The 17,468-nt window shown below is 45.3% G+C and carries 8 protein-coding genes; all 8 read left to right on the forward strand.

Translation table 11 applies throughout. The annotated features are described in order from the left end of the window. The first annotated feature begins 79 nt into the window (after nt 1-79). The 8 genes from B050_RS0114160 to B050_RS0114200 all read left to right on the forward strand — a co-directional run bounded on the left by B050_RS0114160 (nt 80) and on the right by B050_RS0114200 (nt 17,340). A complete protein-coding gene (locus B050_RS0114160; protein ID WP_157492813.1) occupies nt 80-2,518 on the forward strand; it encodes a T9SS C-terminal target domain-containing protein in 2,439 nt (812 codons plus the stop codon). Nucleotides 2,519-2,768: 250 nt separating this feature from the next. Beyond that, a complete protein-coding gene (locus B050_RS0114165) occupies nt 2,769-3,761 on the forward strand; it encodes a 2-hydroxyacid dehydrogenase (protein ID WP_026235898.1) in 993 nt (330 codons plus the stop codon). A gap of 201 nt (nt 3,762-3,962) precedes the next feature. Beyond that, nucleotides 3,963-4,415: a hypothetical protein gene (locus tag B050_RS0114170; RefSeq protein WP_018474593.1), complete on the forward strand. Its 453-nt coding sequence runs from the start codon at nt 3,963-3,965 to the stop codon at nt 4,413-4,415. A 155-nt stretch (nt 4,416-4,570) separates the two neighbouring features. After that, nucleotides 4,571-4,918 (forward strand): YtxH domain-containing protein, encoded by a 348-nt coding sequence (locus B050_RS0114175; protein WP_018474594.1) that lies wholly within the window; start codon nt 4,571-4,573, stop codon nt 4,916-4,918. Nucleotides 4,919-5,657: 739 nt separating this feature from the next. Beyond that, nucleotides 5,658-8,717 (forward strand): SusC/RagA family TonB-linked outer membrane protein, encoded by a 3,060-nt coding sequence (locus B050_RS0114185; RefSeq protein ID WP_018474596.1) that lies wholly within the window; start codon nt 5,658-5,660, stop codon nt 8,715-8,717. A gap of 20 nt (nt 8,718-8,737) precedes the next feature. Further along, entirely contained in the window at nt 8,738-10,387 is a 1,650-nt protein-coding gene (locus B050_RS0114190; protein WP_083923287.1) for a RagB/SusD family nutrient uptake outer membrane protein, read from the forward strand. 291 nt (nt 10,388-10,678) lie between these two features. Then, nucleotides 10,679-12,994, forward strand: coding sequence for a GH92 family glycosyl hydrolase (locus tag B050_RS0114195; RefSeq protein ID WP_018474598.1), 2,316 nt, complete (start codon nt 10,679-10,681; stop codon nt 12,992-12,994). A gap of 302 nt (nt 12,995-13,296) precedes the next feature. Further along, a complete protein-coding gene (locus tag B050_RS0114200) occupies nt 13,297-17,340 on the forward strand; it encodes a hybrid sensor histidine kinase/response regulator transcription factor (RefSeq protein ID WP_018474599.1) in 4,044 nt (1,347 codons plus the stop codon). The last annotated feature ends 128 nt before the right edge of the window (nt 17,341-17,468 follow it).

Consider the following 17,468-nt stretch of genomic DNA (forward strand, 5'->3'; position numbering starts at 1 on the left):
CTATGCTTAAGTTTATCATGAATTAATACTAAAATTTTATTTGGGCCGAAGGCCATATCCTATAATAACCCAATACGCCATGAAGAATACGATGTCACGATTTTTCCATATCGCTCTAGTTATTTACTGCTGCCTGGTCGGTGGGGAGGCTTTTGCTCAACAGCCCACAGTGAAGGTGGACCTTGATTTTGCAGGCAGGAAGGCTGCTGAGGTAAATGAGCCGGGCTATCAGCCATGGGTGATAGAGGAAGGCCGATCAGCCGAGTTTTCCGCTGAGGGGCTTCAATTTAAGTTTGACGGGGCTTTTCGCAGCAACTGGTATAAGGCCGGTGTGCAGGCGCCTTATTGGGCGAGGCTAAGCAATGATGGCTTGGTGGCGGAGGGGCAATTGACACTTACCATTTCTGGCCTGCCTAGTGGGAAGCATAGTCTGTTGACCTATCATAATACCTTGGACAAGACCGATAATCCTACCGCTCCTACCTTTCGAATTCAGGTAGCAGGGACGGATAGGCCTATAGAGCTGTCACCCTCCAATCGCGTGGGGGCCAATGCTGAGGCGGCTACGGCCTATCTCACCTTTGAAGCCATAGAGAATCAGCCGGTCGTTTTGCGGTTTAGTAAAGCGGAAGGGGATGCCTCCTCATTTATCCTGAATGGGTTTGAGCTCAATACGCCCAATATGAAGTTGCAGGCGAAACGGCCTTTCCCCGCAGATGGGGAGGAGCATGTGGAGATGGGGACTTCCTTGCGCATGGACTGGGAGCCAGGAGAGAAGTCCGTGAGGCATCATATTTACTTTGGTACATCGAAGGCAGAAATTAGCGCTGCCGAGCAGGGAGACAGCAGCTATCAGGGGGTGATGGATAGACCGGGATTTGTGGTTAAGGATTTATATAGCTTGGATCATTATTATTGGAGAGTGGATGAGGAAAGCAGCGATGGCCGCATCACCAAAGGGGATGTATGGTATTTCCAGCCGGCCCAGCTGGCCTTTCCGGGGGCGGAGGGATATGGCAGATATGCTCGTGGAGGACGTGGAGGAAAGGTGGTGACGGTGACCAATCTGCATGATGATGGGCCGGGGTCTTTAAGAGAAGCCATTACCAGTGATATTGGACCGAGGACTATTGTATTTGCGGTGGGAGGCACCATCGAATTGGAGTCTCGGCTAGTGGCCAACCAGCCCTATATCACCATCGCAGGACAGACCGCTCCAGGGAAGGGAATCATGATCAGTAGAGCCCCGCTGGGCATGACAGGAAATGACGGCATAGTCCGATTTATGAGAGTGGGAATCGGTGCTGGAAGGACCTATGACGGCATGGGGCTTACTGGCGCCAACCATAGCATAATGGATCACTGCTCGATCCGATGGACGATAGATGAGTCATTCAGTTCGCGAGGTGCCCATAATATTACACTACAGCGTACCCTGATCGCCGAGGCGCTAAATGTAGCCGACCATGGTAAATATGCTGGAGGAGCCATGCATGGCTATGCCGCGACGATTGGTGGGGATATTGGCAGTTTTCATCATAATCTCCTAGCGCATTGTTATGGTAGGAACTGGAGTATGGGTGGAGGACTGGACGGCAATGGCTATAGTAGTGGACGGCTGGACATCAGGAATAATGTGGTATATAATTGGGGAAAAAGAACCACCGATGGAGGGGCGCATGAAGTGAATTTCGTAAACAACTATTATAAACCAGGGCCTAGCACGGTGTTTTTTAAGGCCTTGAAGGCGCAGCATGAGGGGATAGGCAAGGGGACTCAGCAGTATTATTTTGCAGGAAATGTGATGCCTGGGTATTTTGGGCTTGAAAATCAGGAAGAGGGAAGAATGATTCAAGGCAAGGTGGATTTTCCCACTTTTATGGACCAGCCGTTTTTCCCCTCCTTTGTCACCAGCCAAAGTGCAGAAGAGGCCTATAAGCGGGTGCTTTCGGATGTAGGGGCAAACCAGCCCGTGTTAGATGAGCATGATTCGAGGATCATCCAGGAGACATTGGATGGCAGCTATCGCTATAAGGGAAGCATTAGTGGCCTTGCAGGAATGCCGGATACAGAGCAGGATGTCGGGGGTTGGGAAGAATACCCCGAGGTAAAAAGAGAGGAGAACTGGGATAGCGATGCCGATGGACTGCCAGATTGGTGGGAGCTGGCGGTGGGAAGTAACCCTCACAGTTCCCCGGGGGATTTTTCGGAAGCCAATGCCGATCCTGATAGGGATGGATTTACCGAATTGGAAGACTATCTGAATTGGCTGGCCGAGCCTCATTATTTCCTGGAAGAAGCTGAGGCTCTATCGCTGGATATACCGAGTTTTTTCAGAGGATATACCATGGAGCCACAATATAAGCTGATCTCCCATTCAGGAAACTTGAATGCTGAGATCTCTGGGGATAAGCTACAGATCCACACCAAAAGCTCAGGTTTTGCGGAGATTCAGCTGGCCGTGGAGGATCCGGAAGGAGGCAGCATGCAGAGGACACTTCATCTTTATATACGATAAGGGCCTTCATCAGCTAAGGAAATACTCGTCGTTAGAAAGTGTCTAGCTGGAGCCTAGGGAGAAAGTATATCCGATTATTGAGGAGACTATTTCTTATTGGCTAGACGATATGCTCTCATCTGCACAATGCTAAGCGTTTGCGGGAGGCAAAGTGTTGGGTTATTTTATTACATTATTTTCTGGTTTTACTACTATTTGAGTTCTTTATCTGTTATTTTCATGTCATTCATTACTCTTTAATTTTTAACAGATGATAATAACAGTTTTTAGTGCACATAAGTATGAGCAAAGTTATTTGCAGGAGGCGATGCCAGCGCATGAGTTGCGGTTATTTGAGGTGAGGCTGACGCTCAAGACGGTGGAGCTGGCTCAGGGATCGGAGGCGGTAGCGCTATTCGTGACGGATGATGGTTCTGCGCCGGTGATTCGTCGGCTTGGGGAGATGGGGGTGAAGTTTATCGCTTTACGTTCGGCAGGGTTTAATCATGTGGACCTGTCTGCGGCGGAGTCCTTGGGGATCAAGGTGGCCCGGGTGCCAGAGTATTCACCTGCAGCGATAGCGGAGCATACGGTGGGGCTTATGCTAGCACTGAACAGGAAACTGGTCAAAGCTCATAATAGAGTGAGGGATTTGAATTTTTCCCTTGAGGGATTGGTAGGTTTTGATATGGAAGGCAAAACGGTCGGCGTGGCCGGCACGGGGAAGATTGGGAGCAAGGTGGTAAAGATTCTCCATGGTTTTGGCTGCAAAATCCTGGCCTTTGACCCTTATATTAATGAGAAGCTTCAGCAGGAAATTCCGATTAGCTATGTGGATTTTGATACGCTGTGTCGGGAGTCTGACATCATCACTCTGCATCTGCCACTTACGGCAGAGTCCAAGTATATCATCAATCTGGAGAACATCAGCAAGATGAAGGCAGGGGTGATGCTGATCAATACGAGCAGAGGGGCGCTGGTCAACACCCGGGATGCTATCGAGGGGCTGAAGAGTGGTCAGATTGGCGGCTTGGGCCTTGATGTATATGAAGAAGAAGAGGATTTGTTTTTTGAAGATCATTCGGGGGATATTCTTCAGGATGATATTATTGCGAGGTTGATGACTTTTCAGAATGTACTTATAACCAGTCATCAGGCTTTCCTGACAGTGGAGGCCCTGCAGAAGATCGCCTCTGTGACGAGCATGAATATCGATAGCTTTGCGAAATCGGGTACCAGTCCCAATGAATTACATCCTTCCTAAATAGGAGGTATAATGGACAATGTCGGTTATAGTATCAAAATAGGCTGGAAAAATATTGGTTAAAAATGATATTATAGCTATTTTAAAGGAGATTCCAAGGGGAGGACTTTCCCACTTGCAGAAAATAAAGATTTAGTTTAGCAGATAGTTTTTAACAGTACGGTTAAGCTAAGGCGATTTGACATTTTGAGCAAGATAAAGATGATGACAGAACTCCTACAAAAGCGGCAAGAGGTATTAGAACCGAGCAATGAGGCCAATAGCCTGGTGCAATTTTATGCATTGGGAGAGCATTGGCGATCCGATGTGGCCTTTTACCATGACGAAATTCGATTTCTTCAGGATTTGATGGAGAGTTATTTCCATCACTTTTTAGATCAGATGAATCTCGCTTGGGCAAAACGAATGGAACGTAAAATCTCTATTCTTGACCGACGAAGGGAGGAAATAGAACGAAAGCTGAACCTTCATTTGCATCATATCTGTGATATGATAAAGGACAATGACTTCCGCCAGGAGAAGCATCTCTTGCAAGATCAGGAAGAACTGGAAAACCTGCTTGCGACTTATGCCAAAGACTTCCGAACCTTAAAAAAGCAAATTTTTACCTTGACAGAAAACGGTTTACGGAATTTTCAAAAAAATCAGGATTGATAAGGAGAGAAGACTGCCTTTTGGGGTAATTTTTATTTCTAGCATGGTTGTTGTTCCTTATAAACTAGTTATTCCTCAATTGATTAATCTCGATTTGGGAATAAGTTTTTACTAATAACAAGGGGAGATAGCCAGTCAAAAGTAGATTGTACTTAATGCATTTTGTCACATCTTTTGAGATGGCATATTACTTGAAGTATTCAACTTGTTATTCGAAAAAAGATAAAATTATTTTAAACACTAAAATTGAAAAAATCATGGGTGAAGGAAAAGTATTATTAGGAGTCGTTGCCGGTTTGGCGGCAGGTGTAGCATTAGGTGTAATGTTTGCTCCTGATGAAGGGACCAAAACCAGAAAAAAAGTGCAAAAGCAAGGCGAAGATCTTGCCAGCTCCCTAAACGGCAAAATAGACAAGAAATTTGATGAGCTCAAAGGCTCAATTTCTGAGCTATCCAAAAAAGTAAAAGCACAAAAAGACGCCGTGCTCGAAAAAGAAGTATAGTTTGGTACAGGTGCAAGGTTGGGAATTATTCCACAATCTTGACCAAAAATTCCCCGATGATCCATTCGTCGGGGAATTTTTTTTTGCCCATGGCAAAATGATTTTCATCCCAACCCCATAAATAAATCTCCCAGCCTGACTCCAAAAGCTGGGGAGATGAAGGGTCCCAAGACCTGAAATTCCGTATGGCTCATAGCCATGCCTACTATGATGGAAGAACTTAAGGAAGGGAGGCTGCCCTTTGGGAATTAGCTATAATAAAGTATGGGACTTTTCATTCTTTACTAGCAAAATGATTTTCCTCCCAACCCCATAATTAAATCTCCCAGCCTGGCTCCAAAAGCTGGGGAGATGATGAGTCCTTGAAAATCAATTCGCTTTTGAGATAATCCTTAACTCTTCTTCTCCCTCAAAATCGACCTATCTTTTTAATTTAGGGTTCCGATGATTCTGCACCATTACCAAGGGAAAACTGACTTTTAGTTCCATGATAAATGGGCGGTGGAAAGACCTGGCAGAAGGCGATAGTAAAGGAGGGATGTTTTTTAGTTGCTTAGTATCTGATTGATTTCATTAAATGTTTTTTACCTATAATAAAAAGGAAGTACCTGAAAAAAGCCTTTTTTAGAGTTCCTGCGCATGTTTTTAATGATCTGTCCATGTTTTTGAAAAATTTGTCCATCCCTTGGGGAGGCACAAAAATTACCTTGGAGCTATTAACAATAAACTCAAAATCAATATGCTGAAATTTACTATGATGCTAATGGCATTGGTGTGGTCCACCATTGCTATGGCCCAGGTCAAGGTGACCGGGGAAGTGTATGATGACCTAAACGAACCTTTGCCGGGGGCCAATGTGCTCATCAAAGGGACGACCAATGGAACTATTACAGATCTCGATGGCAAGTTTTCACTAACGGTTACCGATTCCAATGTGACTTTGTCGGTATCCTTTATAGGTTTCGAGACTCAGGAGTTGACCTTGGGCAATTCAAATCATTTCAAAGTGAAGTTGCAGCCTTCCCCTTCCAGCCTCGATGAGGTGGTGGTGATCGGCTATGGCTCGGTGAAGAAAAGAGACCTTACTGGCGCAGTGGCTTCGGTGGATACCGAGACCCTGACGGAGCAGAAGAAGACCGATATCGGCCAGGCCCTGCAGGGACGGATCGCCGGTGTGGATGTAAGGACCTTAAGTAATAAGCCCGGAGCGCCACTATCTATCGACATTCGTGGAAATACGGTAATCAAAAATGGCGATGCATCGCGGGATGGGATTAGCGATGATCCGGCTTCCGATCTTTCCAAGCCACTCTATGTGGTGGACGGGATTTTCTTTGAGGATATCAATATGCTGAATCCTGCTGATATCCAGCAAATAGACGTGCTGAAAGATGCTTCCGCCACAGCCATTTATGGTGCCCGTGGGGCCAATGGTGTGGTAATCATCACTACCAAAAATGGGATCGAAGGTAGGTCTGTATTTAGCTACGAAGGAACCTTCGGGATTCGCTCAGCGACCAATAAGCCTGATTTTTATGACGGGGATGAATATGTGGAGTTTGTAGATGGAGTCCTTAGAAGTACCGCCTGGAAAGGGCTCTTCAGCACTGGAGTGCCTACCGTGGAGGATTATAGAAACCTTACCGTGGACATGGGCCGTGAGATCCGATCCTCCAACGAGGAGGCGGATAATGTCGCCAACCGTCGTTATACCGATTGGGCTGAAGATTACCTGCATCAGGGAATCCAAACCTCCCATAATATCGGAATGTCTGGAGGAAGTGATGGACTGGTGTACAGCGGATCCATCAGTTACCTTAAAGATGAGGGCGTCATGGGTATTGAAAACTATGAGCGATATAATATCAGCGCCTCTCTGTCCAAGAAAGTTTCCGAGAAATTTACCGCCGGATTAAAAACCTATTTGGCTTATGCCAATAGGGAAGAAGGTAGCCGTGAGCTATTTAGAAGTACGCTGAGACTTCCACCTACGGTGAACGAAAGAGATCCTGAAGGCAATGTGATATTGATCCCGGATGATCAGGATCAGCGATTCCTCAATCCTTACTATGATGCGAATGGCGCATGGATCACCAATACCAAATCACTCGATGTAATCGCCAACGTTTATCTGCAATTTAAGCCGGCCAACTGGGTGAATATCAAAACGCAATTTGCACCCAATATGCAGAGTAATAGGTTTGGGGAGTTCAGAGGGCTCTATACCAAATCTTCACGTAACGAATCTGAGCGTGTGCAGTCCATTTATAATAACTCCTTCAGAACGGCCTACACCTGGGATAATATTGTCAATTTTGATTTTGACCTTGCTGAGGGCCATAACCTGAAGACTACCCTGGTTTCCTCTATCTATTATAACCAGTTCGAAAGAGGAAATATAGAAACGAGAGATTTTGATACCGATTCTTATCTCTATTATAATACTGGCGCGGGCTTGGACGTGAGAAGTTATCACTCCAACTATGTGAAAAGCACCCTGTCGTCATTTGCCAGTAGAGTAAATTACTCCATTAGCGACCGTTATTTATTTACCCTCACAGGCCGATATGATGGATCTTCTAAGCTGGCCGTGGATAATAAATGGGCATTTTTCCCTTCCGCAGCCTTTGCATGGATCGTAAGTGATGAGAACTTCATCAAGAACACCAAGTGGATCAATAACCTAAAACTCCGCTTGAGCTATGGTGAGTCAGGAAATGACAGCCCAGTGAGCCCTTATAGTTCGCTGGCCTTCCTGGGAGGTGCTGATTACCTTTTTGGTAATACCCATACGAATGGGGTGGATGTCAATGGCCTACCCAACTATGCCTTGACCTGGGAGCGCTCCAAGGAGTTTAATATTGGCGTGGACATGTCCATGTTCCAAAATCGAATCCGTGTGGGAATGGACGTCTATAGCAAAACCACAGTGGATGCGATCCTCAATAAAACCCTATCAAATATCACTGCTTATGGAAGTGCTGTAGGTAATTATGGTTCGGTTCGTAATAAGGGCCTGGAGGTTACTTTAAATACCATCAATATCCAGAAGAACAATTTCAGATGGAGCAGTAGTCTTAATTTCGCGCGAAACATCAACCAGATTTTAGAGCTTGATGGAGACCTGGATCAGGAGCCCTATGGTACTCATGGCGTGTTGAAAATCGGGGAGGCTGTAGATGCAGTATATGCCTACGAAAAAATCGGAATCTGGCAGCTGGAAGAAGCTGATCAGGCCGCAGTATATGGCAATTTTCCCGGACAGTATAAATACAAGGACCAAAACAATGACGGCTTCATCAATCAAGAAGATAAGGTCGTACTGGGGTCTGTATCTCCAAAATGGATCGGTGGCTTGAACAATAGCTTTAGCTATAAGAATTTTGATCTATCCGTACAGATCTATACCCGTCAGGGAACCTATGGCCACTCCGAATTTTATTCTCACTTCGCTCCCTACCAAGGGGATGATGCCAAGTTCAACAAAATTGACCTGGACTATTGGACACCGGAAAATACCGATGCCAGCTATCCTGCATTGGAATACGGGCATCCCGGAGAGTGGTATTATGAGTCCTTTGATTTTGTGAAAATCGGAAATATCGGATTAGGATATCAGGTGCCTACTGAGGCATTGGAGCGACTGAAGATGACCAGCTTACGCTTTACCCTGGATGTGCAGAACCCATTCACCTTTACCAATTATGAAGGTCCCGATCCTGAGACAGGCTTGCAAAACTCCTATAATGGAGGGTATATGACCAAGATTATTCTGTTTGGAGTGAAATTGACTTACTAATATAAAAAGTGGTAAAAAAGATGAAAAAGATAATTAATACAATACAATATAAAATAGTCATACTTGCCTCTTGTTTAATGATTTCGGCTTGTAATGATTTTATAGATGAGGATATTTATTCTCAACTTACCAGCGAAAACTTCCTGGAGGAGTCCAATGCGGACCAATTGGTCGTGGGCATATATGGAGCCATGCGTGGGGTGTACCAAAACTACGGATATAAGTTTGAAGGAACAGATATCTTTACCACCCAATCTGAGATTTTCAGTACTTCCAGTGGCAATGATTACTTTGGATTTGTGGCTCCCACCACCAATGGTGTTTGGAATGCCAACTATAATGTGATCTCCAAAGCCAATACCGCCATCAATAGGTTCGAAAATCAAATCGAGTTCAGCCCGGGGTTTCAGGATGAAAAGGAATATGGAATCGCTCAGGCTCGCGCATTAAGAGCGCTGGCTTTTTTCAACCTTGCCCAGCAGTTTGGTGGCGTGGTACTGGACCTTGAAGAGCCCCAGAGTATCAGGAATGATTATACACGTTCTTCCGAAGAAGATACCTATACGCTCATTATCAGCGAGCTGGAAGCGGCAATACCGACCCTATTGGATGAGCCTCAAACAGGTAGATTTTCGAAGCGTGCGGCGAAGCATGTTTTGGCGGAAGTGTACCTTACCCGAGCTTATAAGTCCTACGGACAAAGCACCGATTTTGCCAAGGCTGGCCAGCTCGCCGAAGAGGCTATCGGAGATTATGATATCCGCGAGCAATCCTACGCAGAGGTATTTGCCTATGACAATCAGGTAAACCCTGAGATTCTCTTTGCCGGACAATGGGGAGACACTGGTTTTGCCGAGGATAAAGGGAATACTAAACACTCTTTATTCATGTTTCAGGTGTTTGACCTTCCAGGTATAAGCCGGGCAAACTTATATGGTACCAAAGGCAATAGTCTGATGCCAACGCCTTATTTCTATTCCCTATTTACGGATAATGATAGCCGTGAGGAAGTGACCGTGCACAGAGCACTCATTGCCGATATGAGCGATAAGCTGGGTACGGACATTATTGCCCCCGGGGATACCATCATGTATTTCCCTAAATACGCCTTGAGTCAGGAGGAGCTGACGCGCCGATTGAATGATTATTGGGTGTATCAGCCGGATCAGTACCTTTTTGGTAGACCGGAGGAGATTCCAGGGGTGAATTATAGATATACTCTCAACCCAGCCTTTACCAATTTCCCCATTTTCAAGAAATTTGACGATGAGAATAAGGAAGCAGAAACCAATGGTGCCAGAGATACCTTTATCTTCCGTGTGGCAGAAACTCACCTAATCGCCTCAGAGGCCTATCTAGGGGATAATAATACTGCAAAAGCCCTGTTTCATATCAATAGGGTAAGAGAAAGAGCCACAGGAGTCGAAAACCCTTATGCTAGTGTAACTATAGATGATATCCTAGTGGAGCGTGCGTTAGAATTAGCCGGAGAATCCAATCGTTGGGCCGTGCTGAAGAGGACTGGAAAGCTGCAAGAACGAATAGAAATGTACAATCCACATGTGGTGGATCATGGGGCTTTCAATCCTGCCGTGCATTTATTGCGTCCTATACCTTTCCGTGAACTGGAGATTTCTCCGAATACGATGACACAAAATCCCGGGTATTGATTTGCCTATAATAAATCCCACAGGTCAATTGATCCCGCATTGAGGGACGCTCTTGACCTGTGGTTTTTTTGGATTTACGGCCACGAACTGGGTCGGTTTAGGACTTTTTGAATGATTTTGGGGATAAATAAAATATGAGTTCGCATCAGAGGACTATAAAAAATGAAATTAATCGTATTATGGCAGCGGAAAAAAAGAGGGCCAATTTGTAACTATGATTATTCGGCTATCAAACCAACCTGTTAAACCAATGTTAGATTTAATTTCGACTGAAATTAGAAAATCATTATTATGAAATATAAAATTAAATTGCCACTGCTAGTGGCACTTACTTTTGTGGTCTCTTGTATGATGCTACCTGAAGGAAGCTTTGCCCAAGGCAAAAAAGTAAAAGAACCTGTAGATAAGGTGTTTCCTCAGCTGGATAGCGAAAATTCAAGATGGTTTTTCTTCTCATCCGCTTCCCGGCCTTTCGGCATGGTCAACTTAAGCCCCGACAATGAGGTGGATGGCGCCTGGGGCAGTGGCTACCGATATAAGGTGAATACCGTGCGTGGTTTTAGTCATATTCATGCCTGGCAACTTTCGGGATTGTCGGTGATGCCAGTGACGCTTGAAGAGTCGGGTGAGGAGAATATTTTTACGGATTACCCCTCATCCTTTAGCCATGATACCGAAAAAGTTCACCCTGGGTATCACTATCTGGAGCTGGATAAATATGGGATATCCGTGGAGCTCAGCAGCACCAAAAGGGTGGGCTTTCATTCCTATCACTTCCCAAAACATAAGAAATCCGGCATTCTTTTTAACCTAAATGGCCCCCTGGGTCCCAATGATAACCTGAATGGAAAGCTGGTCCAGGAGGATAAGCGTAGCCTGTCGGGAGAGCTGCTGATACAAAAAACGCATAGAAGACCGAAGCCGGTCAAATTATACTTCTATGTCCGTACGGACAAGGACATAGTGCAGATAGAGCAGGATAAGGCCACGGGAAATTACCTGTTGATGCTGGACAGTGAGGGCAAAAAGGCCGCTATGAAAGTGGCCATTTCCTATACATCCATCGAAAACGCCAAAGCCAATATGCTGGGAGAGCTGGACCATTGGGACTTTGATCAGGTGGTAGCCGACTCCAAATCTGAGTGGAATGCTATGCTGAGCAGGATCCAGGTAGAAGGCGGCAGCGAACAGGCTTCGAGTCGATTTTACACCGATCTATGGCATGCGCTGCAAGGACGTAGGGTGATCAGTGATATCAATGGAGCCTATCCAGACTATACAGGAGAGAAATTCAGAAAGGGACAGTTGCCAGTGGACAATGATGGAAAGCCATTATTTAACCATTATAATTCAGACTCCTTTTGGGGTGCTCAGTGGACCCTCAATACACTCTGGGGCTTGGTATATCCGGAAATCATGGAGGAGTTTGTGCATTCTATGATGCAGTACTATCGTGACGGAGGCCTGGTGCCTAGAGGACCATCAGGAGGAAATTATACCTATGTGATGACGGGTGCCTCATCCACACCTTTTATCGTCACAGCCATTCAGAAGGGTATCATCACCGAGGACTTGGAGGAAATATATCAGGCCTTGAAGAAAAACCATATGCCCGGAGGGATAATGGAGAAGGCCGGATATGAGCATAATACTAATCTCGGCGGTGGATTATCTTATTATATCAATCAGGGTTATGTGCCTTATCCTATTCCCGAAGGGAAATTTGGTGGCCATCAGGATGGAGCTAGCCTGACCCTGGAATATGCCTACCAAGACTGGACCTTGGCGCAGCTGGCCAAGAAGCTAGGACATAATGAGGACTATATTTACTTTATAGAGCGATCAGGCAATTATAAAAATGTCTTTGATGACTCCATAGGATGGATGAGACCGAAGAATGTGCAGGGAAAATGGATGAAGAACTTCGATCCATATGAGCATGAGCACGGCTTTATCGAGTCCAATGGCGCCCAGTCCACTTGGTTTGTCCCACATGATATATCAGGTCTTGCGGAGCTTATGGGAGGCAAGGAGCAGGCGGTAAATAAGCTAAACCAGCAATTTACCACTGCCCAGAAGATGAATTTTGCCGCAGGCAATTCCCACGCTCAGGAGCTGCACCCGGAATACAGAAGGGTGCCGATCAATTATGGTAATCAGCCTTCTATACAGACCGCTTTCATCTTTAACCAACTCGGCAGACCCGACCTCACCCAAGCCTGGAGCAGGAAAGTGGTCGATGCGATTTTCTCAGGCTTGAGCCCTTCCACCGGCTATTTCGGGGATGAGGACCAAGGGTTAATGGGAAGCCTGGCGGTATTGATGAAAATCGGCTTATTTCAAATGAATGGGGGAACGGAACAAAACCCATCTTACGAAATAGGTAGCCCTTTATTTGATAAGGTGACTATAAGCCTCAACCCGGATTATTACTCGGGCGGTAATTTTGTGATTCGTACCACAAATAATGGCCCAACCAATTATTTGGTAAAGAAAGCCACGATAAACGGTAAGCCGGTTCAAAATTTTCAAATCTCCCACCAAGACCTTATAGAAGGTGGTGAATTGCTGCTGAAAATGTCCGGCTCGCCAAATAAGGAAGACTAACTATTCCCATCATTAACACCCTAAACTCTATAAGGACGGCCTCTCAAAGGGCTGTCCTTTTGATTTGGGGAGGTTTTAGGAAAAGGTAGAAGTACAGNGTTTTTTCCACTTCCTTATTCTCCCCAAAACCCATTTTATAAATAGGCTTCCATGATGATGGAATTGATTAATTAATTTGCTAATACGCCAAAAAGTACCTAGAATAGGGCTTACTATTTTGGACCAAAATAACTACTCTTGCTCTTGGGGAGGAGACTAATCTAAGTCTATAGATTCCCCTTGCTGAGCATCCCAATAAACCCATGAAAGGCCGGATAAGCTTATATTTATTATTGATCCTCGGGTCGATAACTGACCTCTATGCTCAGACACTGAAATTTGAGCATTATAATGAAGTGAATGGACTCAGTCAAAACTCCATTCGCCATATTGTACAGGACCGCTATGGCTTTTTGTGGATAGGCACTTTTTCGGGGCTCAACCGCTTTGATGGCTATGAGTTCAAGCCTTACCTCAGTTCAATTGAGCATCCAAATGCCATTCCCAATGATGATATTACGGCACTGGAGCTGGATGAGGAGCGGGGACACCTGTGGATAGGCACAAGGAATGGCCTTGCATTATTCGATATGGACAGCCATCAATCTCAGACTTTTCACAGAGATGTGGCTATTTCGGGAAGCCTGCCAGATGAGGAGATCAGGTCGGTGATGGTGGATACACATCAGCGCATATGGGTGGGCACCAAGAGTTCTGGGCTCTATCAATTTTCCCTTCAGACCAACGTATTCGAAAAGGTAGCGCTGGAAGGTTTTACCTATATCAAGGAGATTTTTGAGGACAGCCAGGGGGCCATCTGGGTGGGGAGTTATGAAAGTGCCGGAGTGGCAAAACTTAGCCTGGACGAGACAGGGGAGGTCATCCGAAAACAGCTATTCACCATTGCCGTTCCCAATGAGACGCAGGTAAACCCCTATTTGAATTTTATAGTGGAGGACCATAAGTCGGATATCTTTGTAGGTACTAGAGAGGGCCTATATAAGCTCAACCGCGAGGCGGATACCTTTGAGAATTTATATATAGACAATGCTATAATCCGCGATAAGCTGGGGCCATTCTTTATCTCTGTTGCCCAGGATCCTAACGGCAGCTATTGGCTGGGGACTCTGGGGGGGCTTTTACGAGTGGACCGGCTGGAGGATATTGCAGATCAGAAGTACCAGTGGTATTACTCTGAGTTGTATAATGATGAATCTCTAACTGATAATATGGTTTCGGCCTTATTTTTTGACCATTCGGGTACGCTATGGGTAGGGACCGAAAACGGCCTTGACAAGTATAACCCCAGTGCTATCCAATACCGATATGATACCGATATCTCCAATTATATAGGCAACCAAAAGCCTCGTATTCGGGGATTTGCAAAGACCCATGATGGCAAGATCATCTCTGCCACCCGGCACAATGGCCTGTTTATATCCGATGGCAATGGCCTGCATCCGCTGTACCATAATCAGGAGGATATCGCAAGTATATTTTCGGTGGATGGCAGGGTGTTTTATTGTGGTTTGTGGGATGGGAGAATCTTGATTTTTGATTATAAGTTGAAAACTTCCAGGGTCATCGATATAGGAATTGAGGCTTCCCCCGTGGTGGCTTTTGCTAAGGTCGATGAGCATACTCTAGTGGTAGGCTCGCATGGGGACGGAGCTAGATTTATGGATATCAAACTGCAGCAAGAATCCCTGAAGCTGGATAGGCCTTTGTCCACGATATCTATCAATAAAATTATTGTGGATACGGAAAATAATATCTGGTTTGCTACCCAGTCGGGAGTCCAGCGATATGACCTCCGAACCAAAATAAGCAAGCATTATTTAGCCAAAGAAAACGGAACCCCGGGACTTTCCCATGACAATGTAAGCGATATAGTCATGGATGATGCTGGGCGCATCTGGGCGGCTACACGGAAGGGCCTCGACTATCTGGACACCGAGGCGGATGTCTTCAGGCCCGCAGCAGATATGGAAGATATCAGTGGCCGATGGGTGACAGATCTGCTGAATGACCATCAGGGGAATTTATGGTTGAATATCAATAATAATAGGGTGGCACGCTACAATATCCACAACCACGAAATTACGATGTTCTATATTGACAGCGGAAATAGGCTGGATATATTTAGCTTCTCAGGCTTCTATTATGATAACGATTCCAGCCTATATATGGGAGGGAAAAACGGCGTAATCACCTTTTCCCCCAGAAAACTTCAGGCCAACGAGCGCTCTCCAAAACCAGTAATTACCAATCTGAAAGTGCAGAATAGAGATATTGAGGTGAAGGATATCGTGAATGGACAGGTAATATTGCCGGTGGATTTCAATAAATCCCATACCCTTGTTTTAGAAAATGTTAATAAGAATTTTTCACTGACTTTTTCGAGCCCTTCCTTCACCAATGAGCGATTCAACAAGTTCAGCTATATCCTCGAAGGCTTCGACGAGGACTGGACCACAGTGGATTTCAGGCAACGTACGGTCCAGTACACCAATTTATTTTTTGGCACTTATAAGTTTAGGATCAAAGCTAAAAATAGTCATGGACTCTGGAGTGAAGAGGCCATTTATACCATTAAGATACTTCCTCCTTTTTGGCTCACTTACCAGGCCGTGATCATAGTGGTTCTTTTGCTTATCGCAGTGTTTTACTTCGTTCGCAGGCAATTGCTAACGCGGTCCAAATTGAGGCAAGAGTTACTTATGGAGAAGGTCAAAAGAGAGCGGGACGAAAATCTTACTAAAGAGAAACTTAAGTTTTTTACTAATATATCACATGAACTGCGCACGCCGCTGACTTTGATCCTGGGGCCGGTGAAGCAATTATTGGAGAATAGTAAGGGGCAGGAAAATCAATTTCAATCCAGCAGATTCAGTCTTATCCACCAAAATACGCAGAGGTTATTGAATTTGGTGAATCAGATCTTGGATTTCAGAAGGGCAGAATCCGGCGAATTAAAAATTAAAGTTACCGCCACCGACATAGTGGCGCATACCCAGCTGACTTTCCGATCCTTCCAGGATTTGGCAGAGGATAAGGAGATAAAGTTGAATATGATTTACGGCGATCAGCCGATAGAGGGATATATCGATCGGGATAAGTATGATAAGATTTTGTATAACCTGCTGTCCAATGCCCTGAAATTCACCCCTCGCTATGGGCATATCGATTTGTTCCTAAGCCTCAAGCAGGAGAATGGGCAAAGCACCTTGGTCGTGGAGGTCTGTGATGATGGGATGGGGATACCGGAGGACAGTCAGGAAAAGATATTTTCCAGATTCTACAGGGTATCCGAAAACCAAGAGAATAATACAGGAACAGGGATCGGCTTATCCTTAGTGCATGCCTTGGTGCACCTTCATAAGGGATCCATCAGTCTCAGCAGTGAGTTGGGGCAGGGGAGTACCTTCACGGTGCTTTTGCCAATAAGTAAGGAGGCTTATGAGGCTGCTGAAATCTTCAGTTATGCCAGTCCTGAAGTACCACTTCCGGAGCCTGAAAAAATAACCCTGCCAGCCTCCCCGGGTTCTGCCGATGAGGCGAGGGCAAGAGTGGTGGTCATCGAAGACAATGTGGAATTAAGGAATTATCTGAGGGAATTTCTGTCCGAATATTATCAGGTATTTTTGGCTGAAAATGGTCAAGCCGGCCTGGAGCTGTGCCAGAAGATAAAACCCTCGCTTTGTGTGGCGGATGTGATGATGCCGGTGATGGATGGATTGCAGTTTTGCAATAAACTGAAAAATAACCCGGAAATAAGCCATATTCCTGTCATATTACTGACGGCTCTCTCAGACAATGACGACAAAATCCGGGGCTATACTTCCGGTGCAGATGGCTATGTAGTGAAGCCCTTTGATCCTTCCCTGCTCAAAACACGAATAGAAAATATCCTAAAATCCCGCAAAGAACTTAAAGCACGCTTTTCAGCGGAGGTAGAGGGAGAAATCAGAGCCCTGGCGCATTCTACCATTGATGAGGAGTTTATCATGGAGGTGTCCCGTCTGATAGAAGGTAAGCTTGATGATCCCGAGTTGAATACAGATTACCTCTGCAAGGAGCTGGGGATGAGCACTTCCAAGCTTTATCGCAAGATAAAGGAACTTACTGAGCTGGCGCCAAATGAATTTATACGAACTTTTCGACTGAAGAAGGCCGCCCAATTATTGCGTACAAGGAAGTATAATGTGTCTGAGGTCACCGGCATGATCGGCTTCAATGACCCCCTTTATTTTAGCCGTTGTTTCAAAAAACAATTTGGTTTTCCCCCAAGCAATCTCACCAAATAGGAAGCCTAAACTCCACGTTAATGCCTGATAAGGGTAAGCATAAATTAACTATCTTATTGAAAATATTTGCAATAAGGCCTTTAATTAGGTGAAAAAATACAGTATTTTGTTCCAATCCTTTGTACTTT

The sequence above is a fragment of the Echinicola pacifica DSM 19836 genome (assembly GCF_000373245.1).
GTDB classification, from domain to species: Bacteria; Bacteroidota; Bacteroidia; order Cytophagales; family Cyclobacteriaceae; genus Echinicola; species Echinicola pacifica.